Origin of the sequence: Streptomyces sp. enrichment culture, assembly GCF_964273255.1 — a bacterium.
Classification (GTDB): Bacteria; Actinomycetota; Actinomycetes; order Streptomycetales; family Streptomycetaceae; genus Streptomyces.
In genome coordinates this window covers 4,188,147-4,208,892 of record NZ_OZ186835.1, presented here as the reverse complement: position 1 = coordinate 4,208,892, position 20,746 = coordinate 4,188,147, and the positions used below count along the sequence as shown (strand labels likewise).

Annotated in this window: 17 protein-coding genes; 12 read left to right on the top strand and 5 right to left on the bottom strand. The window is 72.1% G+C overall.

Features of this window, described 5'->3' with window-relative positions:
• Positions 1-40 precede the first annotated feature (40 nt).
• The 10 genes from ACSU53_RS18260 (at position 41) to ACSU53_RS18215 (ending at position 13,297) form a co-directional block, all read left to right on the top strand.
• Positions 41-2,164, top strand: coding sequence for an FtsK/SpoIIIE domain-containing protein (locus tag ACSU53_RS18260; RefSeq protein ID WP_437029067.1), 2,124 nt, complete (start codon positions 41-43; stop codon positions 2,162-2,164).
• 204 nt (positions 2,165-2,368) lie between these two features.
• On the top strand, positions 2,369-2,833 hold the full coding sequence (locus ACSU53_RS18255) for a hypothetical protein (protein ID WP_437029065.1): 465 nt from the start codon (positions 2,369-2,371) through the stop codon (positions 2,831-2,833).
• Between the two features lie 396 nt (positions 2,834-3,229).
• Complete coding sequence (locus ACSU53_RS18250; RefSeq protein WP_437029063.1) at positions 3,230-4,117, top strand: bifunctional DNA primase/polymerase; 888 nt, start codon at positions 3,230-3,232, stop codon at positions 4,115-4,117.
• 2 nt (positions 4,118-4,119) lie between these two features.
• A complete protein-coding gene (locus ACSU53_RS18245) occupies positions 4,120-5,604 on the top strand; it encodes an ATP-binding protein (RefSeq protein WP_437029061.1) in 1,485 nt (494 codons plus the stop codon).
• Positions 5,605-6,048: 444 nt separating this feature from the next.
• A complete protein-coding gene (locus ACSU53_RS18240) occupies positions 6,049-6,285 on the top strand; it encodes a helix-turn-helix domain-containing protein (RefSeq protein WP_391663100.1) in 237 nt (78 codons plus the stop codon).
• A gap of 80 nt (positions 6,286-6,365) precedes the next feature.
• On the top strand, positions 6,366-7,631 hold the full coding sequence (locus ACSU53_RS18235; protein WP_437029059.1) for a tyrosine-type recombinase/integrase: 1,266 nt from the start codon (positions 6,366-6,368) through the stop codon (positions 7,629-7,631).
• Positions 7,632-7,971: 340 nt separating this feature from the next.
• Entirely contained in the window at positions 7,972-8,499 is a 528-nt protein-coding gene (locus ACSU53_RS18230) for a DUF6932 family protein (RefSeq protein ID WP_437033266.1), read from the top strand.
• Positions 8,496-9,479, top strand: coding sequence for a hypothetical protein (locus tag ACSU53_RS18225; RefSeq protein WP_437029057.1), 984 nt, complete (start codon positions 8,496-8,498; stop codon positions 9,477-9,479). Before ACSU53_RS18230 ends, ACSU53_RS18225 begins: the two co-directional genes overlap by 4 nt.
• A 324-nt stretch (positions 9,480-9,803) precedes the next feature.
• Positions 9,804-11,447, top strand: a complete 1,644-nt coding sequence (locus tag ACSU53_RS18220) for a penicillin-binding transpeptidase domain-containing protein (RefSeq protein WP_437029055.1) — start codon at positions 9,804-9,806, stop codon at positions 11,445-11,447.
• A gap of 179 nt (positions 11,448-11,626) precedes the next feature.
• A complete protein-coding gene (locus tag ACSU53_RS18215; protein WP_437029053.1) occupies positions 11,627-13,297 on the top strand; it encodes a penicillin-binding transpeptidase domain-containing protein in 1,671 nt (556 codons plus the stop codon).
• A gap of 225 nt (positions 13,298-13,522) precedes the next feature.
• Here the strand turns inward: ACSU53_RS18215 and ACSU53_RS18210 are convergent, their stop codons facing one another.
• Positions 13,523-13,885 (bottom strand): SsgA family sporulation/cell division regulator, encoded by a 363-nt coding sequence (locus tag ACSU53_RS18210; protein ID WP_437029051.1) that lies wholly within the window; start codon positions 13,883-13,885, stop codon positions 13,523-13,525.
• 294 nt (positions 13,886-14,179) lie between these two features.
• On the opposite strand from ACSU53_RS18210, the gene ACSU53_RS18205 reads away from it, so the two are divergent.
• Positions 14,180-15,382 carry a serine hydrolase domain-containing protein gene (locus ACSU53_RS18205; protein WP_437029049.1) on the top strand — a complete coding sequence of 401 codons (1,203 nt, stop codon included), beginning with the start codon at positions 14,180-14,182 and terminating at the stop codon, positions 15,380-15,382.
• Positions 15,383-15,549: 167 nt separating this feature from the next.
• Here ACSU53_RS18205 and ACSU53_RS18200 read toward each other — a convergent pair whose 3' ends face one another.
• Positions 15,550-15,825: a DUF1876 domain-containing protein gene (locus tag ACSU53_RS18200; RefSeq protein WP_437029047.1), complete on the bottom strand. Its 276-nt coding sequence runs from the start codon at positions 15,823-15,825 to the stop codon at positions 15,550-15,552.
• Positions 15,826-16,364: 539 nt separating this feature from the next.
• On the opposite strand from ACSU53_RS18200, the gene ACSU53_RS18195 reads away from it, so the two are divergent.
• Positions 16,365-16,853, top strand: a complete 489-nt coding sequence (locus ACSU53_RS18195) for a hypothetical protein (protein WP_437029045.1) — start codon at positions 16,365-16,367, stop codon at positions 16,851-16,853.
• A gap of 72 nt (positions 16,854-16,925) precedes the next feature.
• Here ACSU53_RS18195 and ACSU53_RS18190 read toward each other — a convergent pair whose 3' ends face one another.
• The 3 genes from ACSU53_RS18190 to ACSU53_RS18180 form a co-directional block, all read right to left on the bottom strand.
• Positions 16,926-17,453, bottom strand: a complete 528-nt coding sequence (locus tag ACSU53_RS18190) for a YbaK/EbsC family protein (protein WP_437029043.1) — start codon at positions 17,451-17,453, stop codon at positions 16,926-16,928.
• A gap of 157 nt (positions 17,454-17,610) precedes the next feature.
• Positions 17,611-19,824, bottom strand: coding sequence for an MMPL family transporter (locus ACSU53_RS18185; RefSeq protein WP_437029041.1), 2,214 nt, complete (start codon positions 19,822-19,824; stop codon positions 17,611-17,613).
• Between the two features lie 137 nt (positions 19,825-19,961).
• Positions 19,962-20,561: a TetR/AcrR family transcriptional regulator gene (locus ACSU53_RS18180; RefSeq protein ID WP_437029039.1), complete on the bottom strand. Its 600-nt coding sequence runs from the start codon at positions 20,559-20,561 to the stop codon at positions 19,962-19,964.
• Positions 20,562-20,746: the final 185 nt, after the last annotated feature.

Here is a 20,746-nt window from a genome sequence, read left to right as displayed (position 1 = left end):
TACTCCCGCCCCGAACGGGGCAGTCAGGAGCCCTTCCAGCATGGCTGAGAACGTCGTTCACCTCCACAAACCCACCGACCCGCCCGACCCGGCGGCCATCACCACCTTGACCGTCGTCCCCGACGTCCCCACGGCACGGCCGGTGCCGTTGTGGGTGCGCTCCGGCCGCGCCGTGAAGACGGCCGTGACGCATGAGCGCACCCGGTCGGCCGGCCGCGCCGTCGTCCGGCACGGCCTCTACACCCTCAACGGCGGGCGGATCGTGGCCCGTCGGGCGTGGGACGGCCGTACCGGGTCCCGCTACGAGCGGATGATCCGCGCGGCGGAAGCCGCGGGGAACCTGGAAGCGGCCGAGGAGTGGGAGGAGCGGCTGCAGCGCTTCCGCGCCGCCCGCCACCACCGCCGCATGGACCTGCTCCACTCCCCCATCGACGCCGCCAAGGGCGTGGCCGTCGGCGCCGGCATGAGCGTCGGCGTGCTGGTTGCCCTCGGCATCGTCATGGCCATCAACACCGGCCAGGCCGGGGACGTCATCACCCCTCTGTCGGCGACCATCGACTTCATCGCCTTACTGATCCGCATCGTTCAGGTGGTGTGGGGACCGGCGATCACCATCGGCCCGTTCCTGGTGCTGCTGGCTCTGTGGTCGGTCGGCCGCAAGCAGCACGCCGCCCCCGCCTGGGCGCTGCCCGCGAACGTCCGCAACGGTGAGGGGGAGCCGATCACGCCGTCCATCGTGGTCAAGGCCCTGCGCGACCTCGGAGTCCCGGCGCTGCGCAATGCCATCAAGGAGATGGGCGACGCCGGCGCCTCGATGCTGGGGCCGATCCGGATCGCCGGATGCGGGGTCGAGGTCGACGTCACCCTCCCGTCGGGGGTGTCCACGGTCGAGGTGCAGAACCGGCGGCGCAAGCTCGCCGAGAACCTGACCCGGCACGAACACGAAGTGTTCATCACCATCCCCCAGGCCGCGCGGACGGTGCGGTTGTGGATCGCCGACTCCGGCGCTTTGGACGAGCCGATCGGCCCGTCTCCGCTGGTCACCGACGACACCCTGACCGCCGACTACGCCAAGGGCAAGGCGCCCTGGGGGCAGGACCTGCGCGGCGACGCCGCCGCCCTGTCCCTCTACCAGCGGCATCTTCTGATCACGGGGTTGTCGAACCAGGGCAAGACGGCCGCGCTGCGGGCGCTCGCCCTGTGGGCGGCGCTGGACCGCCGGGTGGAGTTCCGGATCGCCGACCTCAAGGGCGTGGGCGACTGGGCCATGTTCGATGGCCTGGCCACCATCCTGATCCAGGGCCCGGCCGATGAGCAGGTGATCGAGGCGACCGAGATGGTCGAGGGCCTGGTCGAGGAGATGAACCGCCGGATCGAGGCCCGCCGGCGCGACCCCGGTGCGCTCTTCGCCCCGTTGATCGGGATCGTGGACGAAGCGCAGGTGGCGTTCATGTGCCCGGTCAAGGACGAGGACGGCCGCCCCTATGGCGGCTCCAAGGCCACCTCCCGCTACTTCATGGCGGTGCGCAAGGTCCACAACCAGGGCCGCGCGGTCGACGTGATCCTGTGGGAGGGCACCCAGGACCCCACCGACCAGAACCTCCCCAAACTGGTGCGCGAGGGCGCCCACACCCGCGCCTCGCTCGCCCTGGGCACCGAATCCCAGGCCCGTATGGCGCTGGGGGACAAGGCCGTGGACGGCGGCGCGGCCCCGCACCTGCTGCGCCAGGGCCTGGACAAGGGCACCCTCGTGGTCGCCTCCGACGGGATCGAGATTCCCGCCGGGCAGGCGTCCATCACGGTGCGCACGCACTACATCGACGACGAGGCGGCTGTGGCCATCACCGAGCGGGCCAAGGCCCTGCGCGGCGGCGTCACCACCCTGCACAGCATCGACCGTGGCGAGGAATGCGACCCGCTCGCCGACATCGCCACCGTGCTGGGCAACGACGCCCGGGTGCGCACGCAGGAGGTCATCACCCGGCTCGCCGCACTGAACACGGACGCCTACAGCGGCTGGTCGTTCATCGACCTCAAGCGCGTGCTGGACGCCGCCGGCGCCGAACCCTACAAGTCCGACGGCCGCATGGTCGTCGGCCGCGACCGCGTCGCCCGCGCCCTCGCCGACCGCGACACCGACGATTCCGCTTCCGCCTCCCAGTAGCAGGGAAGCGACCCCCGGCGGGGCAGGGAGGCAGGGAGAACTCCCTGACCGCCTCCCTGACCCGCCTCCCTGGCCCTGACCTGCACGAATGATCGTCCAGGGAGTCAGGGAGGGCCGCAGGTCAGGCCCCCGAAAACCCCCTCCACACGCCACCCCCACGGGGGTGCCTCCGCCTCCCTGAACCGGCAACAGAAGGGATTCCGCATGTTCCCCGAGCACATCCGCCACGCGCCCGTCGAGCGGGCCGTGACCACCTACCGGCCCACCCCGGTACCGCCTGCCGTCGTCCACCCGGCGCCGGTCGTCCCCGTCCAGCCGGGCATGATCCCGGCGGTCGCAAGCGTCGTCCTGCCGGACGGCCGGGTGGTCACCGGCTACGCCATTGACCACCCGCAGCCCGCACCCCTCGCGGCCAAGCCGGTCGTCTCCCGCACGGCGGTGAACGTTGCCCTCGGGGGCGTCGGGTTCCTCGCGGTGTGCGGCGGGCTCATCCTGCTCACCTCGTTCATCGCCGCGCTCACCGCGTTCATCATCCAACTGATCGTCCTGGCCGCCGTGATCTTCGGCGGTTGGATCGCCGTACAACTCTTCAGCGTGAGCGGCCACCGAGGCGGCACGACTGTGAACATCCGTAAGGCCGTGATCAAGCACAGCCACTTTCGCGGCTGACGCTCATCTGTTGCGGCGTTGCCTCCGTCGGAGGTTCGGGGGCGGCCAGAACTCCTGCGTCACCACCCAGCCCACGGCAAGCCCGACGGCCAACGAGAGCGCGCCACCCCACGACTTACCAGTCAGGACGTGCGTGACCACTGCGCAGCATCCGTAGATCACCAACGCGAGGGCGAGTCTCCACAGCCGTAATGCCCAACGCGATCGAACCGATCGGGGCTCAACGCCGCCGCTCTTTCTCTCCTCCGCCATGCACAACCGGCTACCCCGAAGAGCCATGCATGCGCGAAGCGCGCTGCACCACCTAGCCACGTCAAGGGCGGCCCCCGTCTCGCCAAAGTCCGGGGCCGCCCTCGTCCAACCAGTCCGCAATAGACCCATTGGAGGTCTCCCAGCATGACCGAACCCACCCTCATCCGGCGAGTTCCCGGCCCACAGCCGCGGCTGCCCGAACCCCTGCGGACCGCCATGGAGCTGGCCGCGACTGGGGTGCCGGTACTGCCTCTGCGTCAAGGGAAGGTGCCGATCGGCAACTGCCACCGGTGCGCAGGCAACGTGTGCGGCGGCCGGCCGAACATGAAGAGTGCGGGTCCGTGCCGGTGCCCCGGCGTCTGCCACGCGTGGGCCGCCGCCAGCGCCGACCCGGCCGTCCTGTCCTCCCCGGCCTGGAGGGCCGCATGGCGACGGGCCGTCGCCGTCGCCTACCACCCCGGCGGCGCCGGCCTGACCGTGGTCGACCTGGACGACGCGGACGCCGTCGCGTGGGCCCGTACCGCCCTGCCCGCCACCCGGACGGTGCCGACGACGCGCGGTGAGCACTGGATCTACCGGGGTGCCATGACCTCACACAACGCGGTCCGCCCTGGCGTCGACATCAAGTCGACCATGGCCTACGCCCGCTACCTCGGACCCGGCACCGGCATCACGACCGACCTGCCGGACGTCGTCCGCGCCCTGGCGGTGAAGGAGCCGCCCGCGGATCGGCCTGCGCCGCACGCACTCACCGTGCCCGCAGGGTCCGGGGGCGGGGAGTGCCCGCACCGCACGCCCGCCTACCTGGAGCGTGGCATCGCCATGGCCGAGCAGCACATCACCGAGGCGTCCAGTGCGATCCACGCGACCGTGTACCGGACGTTCCTCGCGGTGCTGTCCCGGCACGGCCGGTGTGGCTGCCTCACCGACACCCACATCACACGGCTGTTCACCGCCGCGCAGGCCAAGGGCGAGACCCTGCGGCACTGCACCGACGCGTGGGCCAACGCCCGCACCCGGCTGGGGATGTGACCATGTCCGACGACGACAAGACCCCGGCCCGCGAGGTCATCGCCGACTACGCGCAGCAGCACTTCCGGTACTTCCGCACCGCCGACGGCACCGTGTACGCGCAGAGGAACGGCCACCCCGTAGCCCGCCCGATCCGCTCCCAGGGCACCACGGGCAGCCACCGCCAGGAACTCATGGTCGGTCTCTTCCGTGACGGCCTGGGCGTGTTCAACGGCACCGCCCTCAAGGAGGCGTTGGACTTGATCGAAGCGCTCGCGCTGACCGAGGACGTGCAGCCCGTGCACATCCGCGTCGCTCCCGGATTCGACGGGGCGACGTGGCTGGACCTGGGCCGCGACGACGGGCGGTCGGTCCGTATCCACCCCACCGGGTGGACCATCGCCGTCCCCGACCCGCGCGAGGTGTGCTGGCGGCGCACCCAGCTCACCGGGGAGCTGCCGCTGCCCGCCAAGGACACCGACGGCAAGGGCATCGACGCCCTGCTGAGGCTGTGCAACTTCGCCGGCCCGGCAACCGAGTGCCTGGCCATCGCGTGGCTCATCGGCTGCCTGGAGCCGTCCGTGCCCGTCCCCGCCCCCTTCCTCACCGGCCCGCAGGGTGCGGGGAAGTCCACCGGCGGCCGGATGCTCGTGCGGATCATCGAGGGCATGAGCGGCGACCTGCGCCGTGCGCCGAAGGACGAGGAGAACCTGATCGCAGCGGTGGCCGCCGGATGGGTCACCGCCCTGGACAACCTCTCTCACCTGGCCCCGGACCTGTCCGACCTGATGTGCTGCATCGTCACCGGTGCCGAGACCATCAAGCGCGCCCTGTACACCGACGGCGACGTCGTCCGCGCCCGCTACCGCCGTCCGCTGCTGCTGACCGGCATCGACGTCGGCGTCATCCGCCCCGACCTCGCCGAACGCCTCCTCCCGCTGCGTCTGGAACGCCCGCAGGTCCGGCGGACCGAGGCGGAGCTGTGGGCGGAGTTCGAAGAGGTCCTGCCCGTCATCCTGGGCTCGCTGCTGGACCTCACCGTCAAGGTCCGCGCGGCGGACGCGGACATCCCCACCGACCTGCGCATGGCCGACTTCGCCCACCTGTGCGCCCAGCTCGACGCCGCGACCGGCCTCGGAGCGCTCACCGCCTACCGGGCCGCCCTGGACGACCTCAACGACGACGTCATCGAGGGCGACCTCCTGGCGCAGACCGTGCTCAAGCACGCCGCCGGCTTCGAGGCGGGGGCCCAGCAGCGGATGACGTCCACCGAGTGGCTGCACTGCCTCACCGGCCTCTACAGCGGCGAGGAATGCCGCCCCCTGCCCAAGGGCTGGCCGACCACGGGCAAGGTGCTCTCCGACCGTCTCAAGCGCCTTCAGCCCACCCTCGCCGCCCGGGGCGTCCTCGTCGACTGGGGTCGCACCAGCACGGCCCGCTACATCGAGATGACCCGTCCCCGGGCCACGCCGCCCCAGCAGGGGCACGAGCAGCCGCCGGCGTTCTGACCGGAGGCGCTACGGCCCTCCGGCACAAGCAAGAGGAGCACCCCGGCCAGGCGTGCTCTTCTTGCTGTTCGGCGGCGCCAGCCGCCCTGCAAGGGTCGCGCCGCGAAGCGGCTCCCTCCTCACTCTCTGAGTCGCACCGCACCACAACAGACACCCCCTTCTCTTGTCCGAAGAGAAAAGACTCTGCGTCACCCGCGTCATCCGACGACGGCAAGCAGTCCACAACCTGCCGTTACAGCGGTGACGCAGGTTGCCAGAGGCTGCGTCACCTCGCGTCACCTACGTCATCCGGTGACGGAGGCCCGCGTCACCCGATGACGTGCCCCGAATCCCTGCGTCACCGTAAAACCACAGGTCAGAGCAGTGGGTGTCGCAGGTGACGCGATGACGCAGAAATCCGCACCTCGGACAGACGCAGCCATGCCCTCCCCGCTTGGAGTCCCTATGGCACAACCGGCAGCCCTCGACCCCCGCGCCACTCTCCGCGGCGGCCTCCCCGACCGGTACCTCACCCCCGACGACATCGCCAGGATCTTCGAGGTGCCCCTGGAGACCGTCTACCAGTGGCGCAAGAAGCGCACCGGCCCGCCCGGCTTCCGCATCGGCAAGCACCTCCGCTACGACCCCGCCGACGTACGCGCCTACGTCACCGCCCTCAAGAACAGGGCCACCGCCGCCTAGCCAGGCACCCGCCACAGACAGCAGGGAGAGCCGCCGCCCGCGGCTCTCCCTGCTGTGCGTTGAGAAAGGACCGCCGCCACGTGGCAGGCCACATCCAGGACCGCTGGTACAAGACAGAAACCGACACCACCGGGAAACCCGTCAAGGTCAAGACCGACCGTCACGGAACGGGTCTGCGTTACCGCGCCCGGTACGTCGGCCCGGACGGCACCGAGAAAAGCAAGTCGTTCCGCGACAAGGAGCTGCGGCTCGCCAAGCAGTGGCTCGCGCACATCGAGGCGGACATGTCCCGTGGTCAGTACGTGGACCCGCGAGCCTCCCGGACGACGTTCCGGCAGTACGCGGAACGCTGGGTGCAGACGCACACCGGCGAGATCAACAGCCGTGAGGCCGCGGAGCGTCGGCTCCGGCTGCACGCCTACCCCCACCTCGGCTCGCGCCCGCTCGGTTCCTTCAAGCCCGAGCACATCCGCGCTTGGATCGCCGCCCTTGAAGCCACGGTGCCGGCGGAGTCGCACCGGCGCATCATCGTGGGCACCGTCTCCGCAGCGTTGAGCGCGGCGGTCGATGACGGCCTTCTGAGCAAGAACCCGTGCCGCGCCCGCACGGTGCAGCTCCCGAAGGCCGGCAAGCCGCGCGTCATCCCGTGGACGGCGGAGCAGGTCTTCAGGGTGCGCGCGGCCCTCCCCCGTCGCTACCAGGCCGCCGTGGATGCCGGGGCGGGATGCGGACTGCGACAGGGCGAGATCTTCGGTCTGTCCGTCGACGAACTCGACTTCGAAGGCGGATGGCTGGCCGTGGGCCACCAGCTCAAGCGGATCCGGGGCACGTACGTGTTCGCCCTTCCCAAGGGCGGCAAGGTTCGCGACGTACCGCTTCCCAAGGCCGTGGCCGCCGTTCTCCGGGACCACGCCAAGGAGTGCGAACCGATCGACGTGACGCTCCCCTGGCGTACGCCTGACGGCCCTCTCGTGACCAAGCAGCTCGTCTTCAGCGGAGCCGAGGGCCACCACGTCCGCGTGAGCCACTTCAATGATCACTACTGGAAACCCGCCTTGGCCGCCGCCGGCATCATCCCCGAGGCGAAGCCGGGCGAGCGCTACGCGTCCGCGCGCGAGCACGGGATGCACGCGCTCAGGCACTTCTACGCGTCCGTGCTGCTGGATGCCGGCGAGAGCATCCGGGCCCTGAGCCAGTACCTCGGTCACAGCGATCCGGGGTTCACGCTCCGGACGTACACGCACCTGATGCCGAGCAGCGAGGGACGCACCCGGAAGGCCGTCGACAGCCTCTACCTGGCGTCCAATCCTCAAGATCACGGCCCAGGGACGGCCCAAGCCGCCTGATCCGGCCCCGGCCAGAGACGAACGTCCTGGTCGGGGCCCTACGGGCCCGGACCACACGGACTTCATCTACTTCTGGCCCCTCTACACCGGCCAGGCCATCCCCATCGACGACTGGCGGGCGCGGATGTGGCTGGACACGTGGGTCTGACTGCGGCGGTGTGAGGGCCGGCGGCCCCGGGCCTGCGCCACGCGGCCCGCCGACGGGCCGCGCACCGCCGCGTACCCTGCGCCGGTCCGATCCCGGCGGTGGGCGACACCGCCCGCAGGACGCGGTCCCGTCGCTAGGATCACCGTACCGATCAAGCGCGAGGGGGGATCGGGCACCTTGACCTGCTTACCGATGCTCGACCCGGTCACGGGTCTGCTGCCGCCGGGTCGTTACGCGGCTTCCCTGGACGAGTTGTACACCGTCCTCGTCGCGTCCACGGACTCTGCCGTCCGGCGCGAGATCTGGGGAGAATGGACCACGCACCGCACACTGGTGGAGGCACAGGCCGGACAAGTGGCTCGTATGTGGGTTGGAGGGAGCTTCGTGAGCACCAAGCCCGACCCTGGCGATATCGACGTCACCTACCTGGTCGAGGCCCGGATCTACGATGATCTCGACCGGGAGACGCTGGTGGACCTGGCGGACCTCACGGACGCCGCCTGGTGCGTCGAGCAGGAGATGCGCGTGGACGCCCGGCTCCTGCGCCTTCCGGGGAGACTCCCCGTCTCCCAGATGGTGTCCGGTCTCCTGGACGAGAAGAACAGCACGTCGTTCCGCGATCTCGGTCTCTGCGACGAGGTGTGCCAGGCCGTCAAACCTCCCTTGGTCCACTCGGTCCCCGGTGAGCTGCGGCGCGGCTATGTGGAGGTGTTGCTGTGACACCGCACGCGCCCGTGCCCGACCCGTCGGACAAGGATGCCGTCCGTGAGTGGATGAGACGGATCCGGAACAGCCGCCACCACGGCGGGCGGGAGGCGCCGTCGACGCCGGAGGAGTTCTCGGCCCTTCAGCGCAGTCGGCTGCTGCGCTCCGCCGGGAACCGGCAGGAGGAGACCGAACGCTGCCGGCTCGACGTGGCACTGACCGGGCCGACAACCGCGCACCACCGCGTCGCGGTGTCCACGCTCGGCGCCTTCCTGACGAACCTGCAGGACAGCATTTCCTCCGTGGCTCAGGCTCTCAGCGGCCGCCCCACGCGGTCCGCTTCGATTCCTCGCGACATCCGCGAGGCCACGGCATTGAGCGCCGCCGCCACCTATCCGTCGTCCTTCGGGGTGGCCATGTACGGGCCGGCGCCCGATGAGAGTCAGTACGACCTCTTCGGCGAGCCGTCGGGGCACCTGCGCACGGTGCTCGACGAGGCGGTGAACAAAGTGCTCGACATCGTCGATCTCTCTGAGGGCACCGGCACGTCCAATGACCTGCTGACCGAGCAGCTGGCTCCGTTGGGCCCGAGGTCGCTGAAGCACATCGGACTCCTCACGGCAGGACTCACGGACGCCCGGGTGGGGGTGGGCGTGCGCTGGCAGGGACGCACGGGGGAGGTCAGGCGAAGCCACTGGAACCCGTCCGGGGTACAGAGAGTCCGGCTGCTGTGCGAGGAGAACGAGTTCACCGAGGCGGAACGCATCACGGTGACCGGATGGCTGGGGGCCGCCAGCTCTTTCCGCGGGAAGGTGGAGATCCGCACCGACGGTGGTGACATCATCCGCGCCGACACCGACGAAGAACTGACCGGGCGACTCGACACCTACTTCAACAGGCGGGTCGTGGCCGAGGTCGACGTACAGAGGGTCGTGTTCGCCGGTGGCCGCGAACGCAGACTCTACTCAGTGCTGAGCCTCGCCCTGGCGGACTGACAGCAATCGGCCGCCGGGCCGCCGGGGAGAAACAGCAGAGCCGAAAACGTCCCGGTCCCTCTGCCGAAGTGGTCCGAGCCGCAACCGGACGTCGCGCGGATGCGGGCGCCACCTTCTATCCGGTCGAGACGCTCCCTTCCCGGCCAGGACCACCACCCCTGACCACCGGCCCGTCTGCCGCCCGCATACGGCCCCCTTTCGCTTCGGCCACCGAACGGAAACGGTGGCGCTCCCGTCACGCACCGTGCGTAGAGTGCTCGGGCATCGGGCCTCATGTACACGTCCACACAGCGTGGGGGGACCGGTGGGGAGGGGAGTCGCCCGATGGGCAAGGGGGTCAGGGTCGCCGTCGTCGGCGGGGTGTTCGCCGCGATGGTCGGCGGGGCCGGGTACGGCGCATACACCTTCGTGTCGGCGATCGGCGGGGACGGCGGGGCGGGGGCGTCGGCGGAAGTAGCGCGGTCCGGGCCGCCGGACGGGCGCGAGGTGAAGGAGGCGTCCCGGGCGTTCTTCACTGCCTGGGAGAAGGGGCGGGCGGAGCAGGCGGCGGCGCTGACCAACAACGCGCAGGAGGCCGACGCGCTGCTGGAGGCCTACGGGGACGATGCCCGGATCTCCGGCGTGAAGATCACCCCGGGCACGCCCACGGGGGCCACGGTGCCCTTCCGCGTCCGGGCGACCGTGACGTTCGACGGCAGGACCGCGCCGCTGGAGTACGCGAGCGAACTGACGGTGGTGCGCGGGAAGTCGACCGGGCGGGCGCTGGTGGACTGGGAGCCGTCGGTGGTGCATCCGGATCTGCAGGAGGGCGACACCCTGGTCACCGGGAAGTCGGAACAGCCGCCCATCGAGGCGGTGGGGCGGAACGGCACGGTGCTCACGAAGGCCGACTACCCGTCGCTGGGCCCGGTGCTGGACACGCTGCGTGAGAAGTACGGCGACAAGGCGGGCGGCTCGCCCGGCGTCGAGCTGGTGATCCGGCACGCGGGGGACGCCTCGGGAGAGACGCCCGCCGACACCCCGCTGGTGACCCTGAAGAAGGGCAGGGCGGGCAAGCTCCGTACGACGCTCAGCGCGGCGGCGCAGGCCGCGGCGGAGGAGGCGGTGAAGCCGTACCGCAACGCCTCGGTGGTGGCGGTGCAGCCGAGCACCGGTGAGGTGCTGGCCATGGCCAACCAGCGCGAGGACGGCTTCAACGCGGCCTTCCTCGGCCGGGTCGCCCCCGGCTCCACCATGAAGATCGTGACGGCGGCCATGCTCATCGACCACGGCGTGACCACGATGAACGGCCCGGCACCCTGCCCCGCCACCGCGACCTGGCAGAGCCAGACCTTCAAGAACATCAGCGGGCTGCAGCCGAACGAGAACGCCAGTCTCGCCAACAGCTTCCTGCGCTCCTGCAACACCGCCTTCATCAAGCTGATCGACGAGAAGCCGCTCACCGACGACTCCCTCACCCAGGAGGCACAGAACCGGTTCGGGCTGGGCCGGGACAACTGGAAGACCGGCATCGCCTCCTTCGACGGGCGGGTGCCGGCGGTGAGCGGACCGGACCGCGCGGCGAACGCCATCGGGCAGGGCCAGGTGCAGATGAACCCGCTGACCATGGCCTCGGTGACGGCCACCGCCATCACCGGCACCTTCCGGCAGCCGTACCTGGTCTCCCCCCGGCTGGACGGGCGTCAACTGGCGCAGGCCCAGGGCCTGTCGGCCGGCACGGCGGCCCAGCTCAAGCAGATGATGCGGCTCACCGCGACGCAGGGCACCGGGCAGCAGGCGATGGCCGGGCTCAGTGGCGACATCGGGGCGAAGACGGGCTCAGCGGAGGTCGACGGCAACGCCACCTCGGACAGCTGGTTCACCGGTTTCCGGGGCGACGTCGCGGCGGCGGCCATGGCCCAGCAGGGCGGGCACGGCGGCGACGCGGCCGGCCCGATTGTCGCAGCCGTGCTACGAGCAGCGGGCTGAGCGGGCCGGTTCCGCACGGGGACTCTAGGGTGGGGCCGTCGTGTGTGCACAGGCCCGTCACGACGGCACCAGGAAACGTCCTTGCGCGCCCGAGGCCGGGCAGCGCGACGCCATGGGCCGGTGCCGGCACACCCCAGGGGCTGCGGGGGGCCCGGCGAGCAGCGGAGGAACGGACAGCAGTGGGCAACAGGAAGCGCGTCGTCGAGCGACGGAAGACGAGACCCGCCGTGCTCGGCGGGATGATCGCCGTGGTGGTCGGGGGCGCCGGGGTCGGCGCCTACGCGCTGTTCGGGGGCGGTGCCGCCGCCGAGGACGGTACCCGCTCGGCGTCCGCGCAGCAGGCGGAGAAGGTCAGGACCGGCCCGCTCACCGCCGCCGAGGTCACCGGGACGGCCGAGCGGTTCCTCACCGCATGGCAGAAGGGCGAGGTGCGCGAGGCCGCCGCCCTGACCGACGACCCGAAGGCCGCCACCGCCCTCCTCACCGGCTACACCAAGGACGCCCGAGTCACGGACGTGGCACTGACCCCGTCCGCGCCCGCCGGGGACAAGGTGCCTTTCTCCGTCAAGGGCACGGTGGAGCACGGGGAGATCAGCAAGCCGCTGGCCTACGACAGCGCGCTGACCGTCGTCCGCGATGCCGCGGACGGCGAACCGAGGGTCGCCTGGCGGGCGTCGGTGGTGCACCCCGACCTGAAGGACGGCGACCGGCTGGTCACCGGGGAGTCGGGCACCCCGCCCGTCAAGGCGCTGGACCGGGACGGCGGTGAGCTGACCCGGGCGTACCCGAGCCTGGGCCTGATACTGGACGGGCTGCGCGAGAAGTACGGCAAGACGGCGGGCGGCACGGCGGGCATCGAGCTGCGGGTGGTGCGCGGCACGGCGTCCGAGAAGGCGGAGCTGTCCGACAAGACGCTGCTGGCACTGAGCGAGGGCACGCCGGGCACGGTGGAGACCACGCTGGACCCGAAGCTCCAGGCCGCCGCCGAGGAGCAGGTCGCCAGGAAGCCCCGGGCGTCGGTGGTGCTGGTGCGCCCGTCGACCGGGGAGATCCTCGCGGCGGCGAACTCCTCGCGGGGCTTCAACACCGCGTTCCAGGGCTCGCTGGCCCCCGGCTCGACGATGAAGGTCGTCACGGCCTCGATGCTGCTGGAGAAGAACCTGGCGGGCGTCGACGACAAGCACCCGTGCCCGAAGTACTTCAGTTACGGCGGCTGGAAGTTCCAGAACCTCGACAAGTTCCAGATCAAGGACGGCACGTTCCGGGCCAGCTTCGCCCGCTCCTGCAACACCGCGTTCATCAGCCAGGCGCCGGAGTTGAAGAACGACGACCTGACCAAGCAGGCCCAGCAGGTGTTCGGGCTGTCGAAGAACGACTGGCAGGTCGGGGTGGCCACGTTCGACGGCTCGGTGCCGGTGCAGTCGGACGCGTCGATGGCGGCCTCCCTGATCGGCCAGGGCGGGGTGCGCATGAACCCGCTGAACATGGCGTCGGTGTCGGCGACGGTCAAGGCGGGCGTGTTCCGTCAGCCGTACCTGGTCTCGCCGGAGGTGGACGGGCGGACGCTGGCGAAGGCCGCGCGCACCATGTCACCGGGGACGGCGGCGCAGTTGCGGGACCTGATGGCGTACACGGCGACCTCCGGCACGGCGGCGGAGGCGATGGCCGGGGTTCCGGGTGACAAGGGTGCCAAGACCGGGTCTGCGGAAGTGGACGGGCAGAAGAAGCCCAACGGCTGGTTCACGGCGTACCGCGGGGACGTGGCGGCCGCGGCGGTCGTCCAGCAGGGCGGGCACGGCGGCTCGTCGGCGGGGCCGATCGTGGCGTCGCTGCTGAAGCTGGGCGGCTGAGGCGGGGCGGCTGAGGCGGGGAGGGTTGAGGCGGGGCGACTGAGGCGGGGCGACTGAGGCGGGCGGACGAGACGGGGCGGCCGAGCCGTAGGGCGGGACGGCGTCCGGCCGTCGTCCCGCATCCCGCGTCCGCGGTCCACGGTGCGCTGTCCGCCGTCCGCTGTCCGCTGTCCGCCGCACGGTGCCCGGCCGCTCCCGTGGGAGCGACCGGGCACGGCCGCCGCCTCAGTGCGGGACGGGTTCCGCCGTGGCGGAGTGCGTGCGGTGCAGGAAGCGGGCCAGCACCTTGTTCTCGAACTGCACCACCGACACCCCGCGCGCGGTGTGGAACTCGACCACGGTCTGCACCCGCCCGCACGGCCACACCTGCACGTCACCGTGGCTCACCGGCATGCGCAGTCCCTGCTCCAGCAGTTCCCGGGGGACGACGAACTCGCGCGGCCCGGAACCCGGCAGGGCGATGCGGACGGAACGGGGGTCGGACTCGGGGTCGTACCTCAGCACCACGGGGACGGCTCCGCGGTCGCCCAGCAGCGGGTCCGCGTCCGTGACGATGTGGGCTCGCGCGTACTGCTCGACTACGGACATCGTGGGTCCCTTCGCGGTGCGCTTCTTCAGCTGTGCCGTGTCACCCGTGTACCCACCCCCGTCCAATGTCCCACCAAAGAGCGGAACACGCCCCTCCGGATGCCGTCCCGCCCGGGAGGGGAGACAGGACCGGCAGGAGAGGAAGAGGACCGGGCCCGGCCCGGCTTCGGGGGCAACGGCGGCGTAACGATCGCGCCGGGTGGCCGTGGCCCTGGAATCGCAGGCGGACGGCGTCCGTTGCACCCACTGTCACAGGCGAGCGAAGGGACGGCGGACGTGAACGCGGATGCGGCAATGAACCCGAACCCGGACCCGGACCCGGCCCCGGACGCAGGCGTGGAGGTGCACGGCACGGTGGCCGAGGGCTTCGAGCGCGTGGCCGAGGCGTTCGCCCGCAACGTCACCGTGCTGGGGGAACGGGGCGCGGCGCTCGTCGTGTACCGCGACGGCCGGCGGATCGTCGACCTGTGGGCCGGGACGCAGGACGTCGACGGGACGGCCCCCTGGCGGCGGGACACGGCCCAGGTGGTGCGCTCGGCGACCAAGGGCGTCGCCGCGACCGTCCTGCTGATGCTGCACGAACGCGGGATCCTGGACCTGGACGCGCCCGTGGGCCACTACTGGCCGGAGTTCAAGTCCCACGGCAAGGAGGGCGTGCTCGTCCGCCACGTGCTCGGCCACCGGGCCGGTCTGCCGGTGCTGGACCGGCCGCTCACCCCGGGCGAGGCGTCCGACCCGCTCCGGGCGGACGAGGCGCTGGCCGCGCAGACGCCCGCCTGGGAGCCGGGCACCGACCACGGCTACCACCCGCTGACGTACGGCTGGCTGGCCGACGCCCTGGTCCGGCGGGTGACCGGGCGGAACACCGGCGAGTGGATCGCCGCCGAGATCGCCGGCCCGCTCGGCCTGGACCTCTGGGTCGGGCTGCCCGAGGCGCAGGCCCACCGGGTGGGCCGGGTGGGCCGGATCGAGGGCGCCGAACCGGCCGGTGCGCTCCGGGCCCGCCCCAAACCGGCGGTGACCGAGGCGTACGCCGACCCGGCCTCCCTCACCCGCCGGGCCTTCGCGGCGATCACCCCGTCCCCGGACCAGAACGACCCGGCCTTCCACGCGGCCGTCCTGCCCGCCGCCAACGGCATCGCCACGGCGGACGGGCTGGCCCGCTTCCACGCCGCGCTGATCGGCCCGGTCGACGGCACCCGCCTCCTCGGGCCGGCCACGGTGGACCGGGCCCGCACGCAGGAGTCGGCCGGCCCCGACCGCGTGCTGGTCGTCGGCACCCGGTTCGGTCTCGGCTTCATGCTGCACGGGAGCGCCTCGCCGCTCCTCGGCCCCGGCTCCTTCGGCCACCCCGGCCGCGGCGGCCCCCTCGGCTTCGCCGACCCGGAATCCGGCATCGCGTTCGGCTACGTCACCAACGGCTTCCGCAGGTCGGTCACCGCCGACCCCAGGGCGCAGTCCCTCATCCGCGCACTCCGCGCCTGCCTCGGCACCTGACCGGTCCGCACGACCGCCCGGCGGCAAGGCACGACCGCGACCGGTCGGTGACACGGCCGCACGACCGCCCCGCCGGACGTCCTCCCGACCGCCTGGCCGCGCCTCCGGCCGTCCGCCCGGCCAGCGCGGCCGGGCGGACACCGGTGCACGTGCCCGGACGGGAGCGGTCAGACGTGGATCGGGTGCGAGATGCGCCCCGACGCCTCGTCGATCTCCCCGTGCGCCTTGGTCAGCAACTGCATCGCCAGCTCGTTCAACGCCCGGGCCCCGGCGATCTCCTCCCCCACCCGTGGCTGATTCGCGTCCGTGTGGTGCCGCACCGCGTGCCCGCGTGCCCGTACCTCCGAGCCGTCGGGCAGCCGGACCATCGCGGCCGCTCGGGTGTGCTGGTCGTCCTCGCTGAACTCGAGCTCGACGTGCCAGCCCACAACGGTGTGCGTCATGACGATCACCTCCGGAATCCCTAGTTCCAGGGTGCGCCCGGCTCCGTGCGCGCGCACCCGCCCGGAAGGCCCGGGATCCCCCGGGGCCGGACCGGCCCACCCGCCCCTGCCGTCCCGGCCCCGAGGCCGCCGACCCGCTCCCCGTCGGCGGAGCCAACGCTTCACCGCGCTTATGCCACCTCGTGCCCCTTTTGCCCGCGCGTCGCTTTCCCGCCAGTCACGAACCTGCCCCTGCGGTTCGGGGGGAACGCCGGATACGTTCTCCTCGCCCCGCCGACCACGGGGCACGATCCGGTCCCCTCGGCATTCCGCCCGAACGGGGCTGCGCCACCTGCACCACACCATCCACCACGGGTGGACAACGCGGCGACCACGGCATGCGGACGGGAAGCGGCCACGGGAACGGGTCCCACCGGCGCCCCACCCGCCACCACAGCGACCGGCAAACAGTGCATGACGTACGCCTGATGCCCCCGTCCGCCCCGCTCCGGCCGGTCAGGCGCCCCCGCGCCGGCCTTCGTCCTCATGGGAGACCCCACGTGCGTCGTCGTCCCTCGTCCACGCTCTCGGCCGCCGCCCTGGTGTGCCTCCTCGTCGGTGGGTACACCGACTCCTCCCCGGGTCCCGCCCCGTTGCCTCGGGAGACGCGCTCCCCGGCCTCCCACGGGCCGTCCGGCCCGTCGGCTGACGCGGCGCAGCCGCCCGAGCTGGAGGTTCCCGACGGGGCCGAGGTGCTGGTGGCGGAGACCGTCGGGGCCGGCAACCGGGACCTGCCCGACTTCACGCCCGCGGACCCCGCCTACACGGTGTACGCCGGGTGCACCGGCCCGGGTGAGGTGACGCTCGTCGACCGCGGCGGGCGGGGCTCGTCCCGCCGGCTCGCCTGTGACGGCGTGCCCGTCGTGGGCATCGTGCACACCGGGGGCAGCGTGCACACCCGGGGGGAACCGCAGCGGCTCGCGATGCGCGTGACGGGCGGGGCGAGCACGTGGCGGGTGGCTGTCGTCTCGGGCGAACAGCCTCACTGACCCCACGCACCACCGGTCCGCGCGCCGCGGCCCCACGAGGGACCGGGCGCACGCGGCCCCGAAGGCCGGGTGTCAGGGCCGTCCCGGGCGCTCGCGCACGTCCACCAGCGTGCCGCCGGCGTGGGCGACGAGCGTCCTGGGCTCCATCGGGAAGACGGTGTACGGGGTGCCGGCCGCCGCCCAGACGAGGTCGTGCTGCAGGAGGGAGCGGTCGGCGAGGACCCGGGTGGTGGCCGTCCGGTGGCCGAAGGGCGGGACGCCGCCGATGGCGTAGCCGGTGGCCTCGCGGACGGCGTCCGCCTTGGCGCGGGTGACCTTCTGCGCGCCGAGTTCCCGTCGTACCGCTTCGAGGTCGACGCGGGAGGAGCCGTCCATCAGGACGAGCACGGGCAGCCCGTCAGCGGCGAAGATGAGGGACTTGCAGATCTGGCTGAGTTCGCAGCCGACGGCCGCCGCGGCCTCGGCGGCGGTGCGGGTGGCGTCGGGGAAGCGGCGGACCTCGGCGATCAGGTGCTCCAGGCCGAGGTCCCGCAGCGCCTGCGCGAAGCGGGGGTGGGCCGCGGAGCCGTCGGGGGCGGGGCCGGTGGCGGCGGTGGTCATGCGGGGCACGGTAGCGGCCGGCGGGCCGGGCGGGCGACCGGGGGTCGCCGTGCCCGGCCCGCCGGCCGGTGGGAAGCCGGTGAGGGCGCCCCCGTCCCCACGGGAACCCTCACCGGCTGGTGTGCGGCGGCCGTCGCACGGCCGCTCGGGGGGGCGGTCAGGTCCTGACCAGCTCCCGGTCCTCGTCGCCCTTCTCCTTCTCGGAGCCGGTGCGCAGCCCGTCGCCCTCGACGTCGACGTTGGGCAGGATCCGGTCCAGCCACGCCGGCAGCCACCAGGCGCGCTTGCCGAGCAGGGCCAGCACGGCCGGGACGATCGCCATGCGGACGACGAAGGCGTCGAAGAGGACCGCGATCGCGAGGCCGAAGCCGATCATCTTGACCATGGACTCGCTGGAGCCGATGAAGCCGGAGAAGACCGCGATCATGATCACCGCGGCGGCGGTCACCACCCGGGCGCCGTGCCGGAAGCCGGTGACGACGGCCTGGCCGGGCTTCTCGCCGTGGACGTACGCCTCCCGCATGCGGGTCACGAGGAAGACCTCGTAGTCCATCGCCAGGCCGAAGACCACGCCGACCATGAAGATCGGCATCATCGACATCACCGGGCCGGTCTCCTCGACGCCCATCAGGCCGGACAGCCAGCCCCACTGGAAGACCGCGACGACGGCACCGAGGGCGGCCATCACCGACAGCAGGAAGCCGAGGGCCGCCTTCAGCGGGACGAGGATCGAACGGAAGACCACGATCAGCAGCAGGAAGGCCAGGCCGACGACCAGGATCAGGTAGGGCACGAGGGCGTCGTTGAGCTTCTCCGACACGTCGATGTTCATCGCCGTGGCGCCGGTGACCAGGACCTCGGCGTCGGTGTCGGACCGCAGGTCCTTCCCGGCGTCGCGGATGTCGTGGACCAGGTCCTCGGTGGTCACGGAAGACGGCTTGGACTCGGGGATGACGGTGATGGTGGCGGTGTCGCCGGCCTTGTTGGGGGCGGCGGGGGCCACGGCCACGACGTTGTCGAGTGCCTCGATCCGCTTGCCGGTCTGCTCGAAGACACCCTGGGCGTCGTCGCTGCCCTTGGCGTCGACGACGACCACGAGCGGGCCGTTGAAGCCGGGGCCGAAGCCCTCGGAGAGCAGGTCGTAGGCGCGGCGCTGGGTGGTGGACGTCGGCTGGGAGCCGTCGTCGGGCAGGCCCAGCTCCAGGGAGCCGGCGGGCACGGCGGCGGCGCCGAGGCCGACGACGCCGAGCAGCAGCACGGCGACGGGCCGGCGGATCACGAACCGCGCCCAGCGGGTGCCCATGTTCTCGCGCTGCGGCTTGTCCGCGGAGCGGCCTCCGCCGAGCAGCCTGCTCTTGGCGCCGGCCGGGCGGACCCGGCGTCCGGCGTAGCCGAGCAGCGCGGGGATCATGGTGAGGGCGATCAGCACGGCGATGGCGACCGTGCCGGCGGCGGCCACACCCATCTTGGTCAGCATCGGGATGTTGACCACGGACAGGCCGACCAGGGCGATGACGACGGTGAGGCCGGCGAAGACGACCGCGGAGCCCGCGGTGCCGACGGCCCGGCCGGCCGCCTCCTCGCGTTCGCGGCCCTCGGCGAGTTCGCCCCGGTAGCGGGAGACGATGAACAGGGCGTAGTCGATGCCGACCGCGAGGCCGATCATCGTGGCCAGGATGGACGTGGTGGAGCCCAGGTCCAGGGTGACGGCCAGCGCGGTGATGGTGGCGACGCCGATGCCGACGCCGATCAGCGCGGTGAGCAGCGGCAGTCCGGCCGCGAGCAGGGAGCCGAAGGTGATGACGAGGACGACCGCGGCGACACCGATGCCGATGACCTCGGCGGCCCCGGTCTCCGGGATCGCCTGGAGGGCGTCACCGCCGATCTCCACGGTCAGCCCGGCGTCGCGGGCGTCCTCGGCGGCGGCCAGCAGGGCGTCGCGGGAGGACTCCTCCAGTTCGATGCCGGAGACCTTGTAGGTCACCGAGGCGTAGGCGATGCCGCCGTCCTGGCTGACGCCGCCGCCCTGGTAGGGGTCGGTGACGCGGGCGACCTCGGAGCCGCCGGACAGCTCCTCGACGGTGTCCCCGACGGTCGCCTTGTGGGCGGCGTCGGTCACCTTCTCGCCGTCGGGCGCCTTGAAGACGACGCGTGCGGTCGCTCCGTCGGCACTGGTGCCGGGGAAGCGTTCCTCGAGCAGGTCGAAGGCCTTCTGGGCCTCGGTGCCGGGGATGGAGAACGAGCTGTTCCCGGCCACCGGTGCACCGGCCGCGCCGACGCCGGCGAGGGCGAGCAGGGCGACCCAGATCAGGGCGACGAAGTGCCGTCGCCGGAAGGACAGTCGACCGAGTCGATAGAGGAATGTGGCCACGAGGGAGGTCTCCCGGTCAGTCGTGGTTCTTTCAGGGCAGGGACGTACGGCCCGACGACGTGAGCGGAGGCGTCAGGTACTGGCTGACCGGGGGTGCGGTCAGTGAAGGGGGTGTGGCGGCCGGGGCGGCCGCCGGATCAGCGTGGGGAGACGCCGAGTGCGGGCAGGACCACGGCATCGATGTACGAGGCCAGGAACTCCCGCGTGGGTGGCAGGTCGTCGATCAGTGTCCGCGTGGCGAACGCGCCGACCAGCATGTGCACCATGTACGACAGGGCCGGGTTGTCGGATCTGACCTCGCCGCGGTCGATCGCCCGCCGGAGGATGCGGCTGAACTCCACGACCTCGGGCTCCACCAGGAGTTCCTTGAACGCCTGGCGCAGGTCCCCGTTCGCCTGGATCGCCATGGACAGCGCCCGCATCAGGGCGGCGTTCTGCTCCATGGCGCAGTCGTCCTCGCGCATGATGATCGCGTGCAGGTCGCCCCGCAGGGAGCCGGTGTCGATGTCCGCGATGCCGCCCGGCTGCTGGGACCGCATCGCCTTCACCACCAGCTCCGGCTTGCCGCCCCACTGGCGGTAGAGCGTGGCCTTGCTGGACCGGGTGCGGGCGGCGACGGCGTCCATGGTGAGGGCGTCGTAGCCGACCTCGCGGAGCAGGTCGAGCACGGCCGCGTACAGCTCGGCCTCACGCTCGGGCGTGATCCGGCTGCGACGTGGGGCCGCCGTCTCCGTCATCCCGCTCACCTTCCGTCCCTGGCACCGTGCGAACGACACGGTTTCGTACACGTGACGACGATACCGCCGCCCACTAAGGGAACGAAACCGTTTCGTACGTGTTCTGCGTCACGGCCCCTCCCTCCTGCGGCACGGCATCACGGCCCACCCCACCCGAATGCCCCGGATCGGCCGACTTGCCCGCG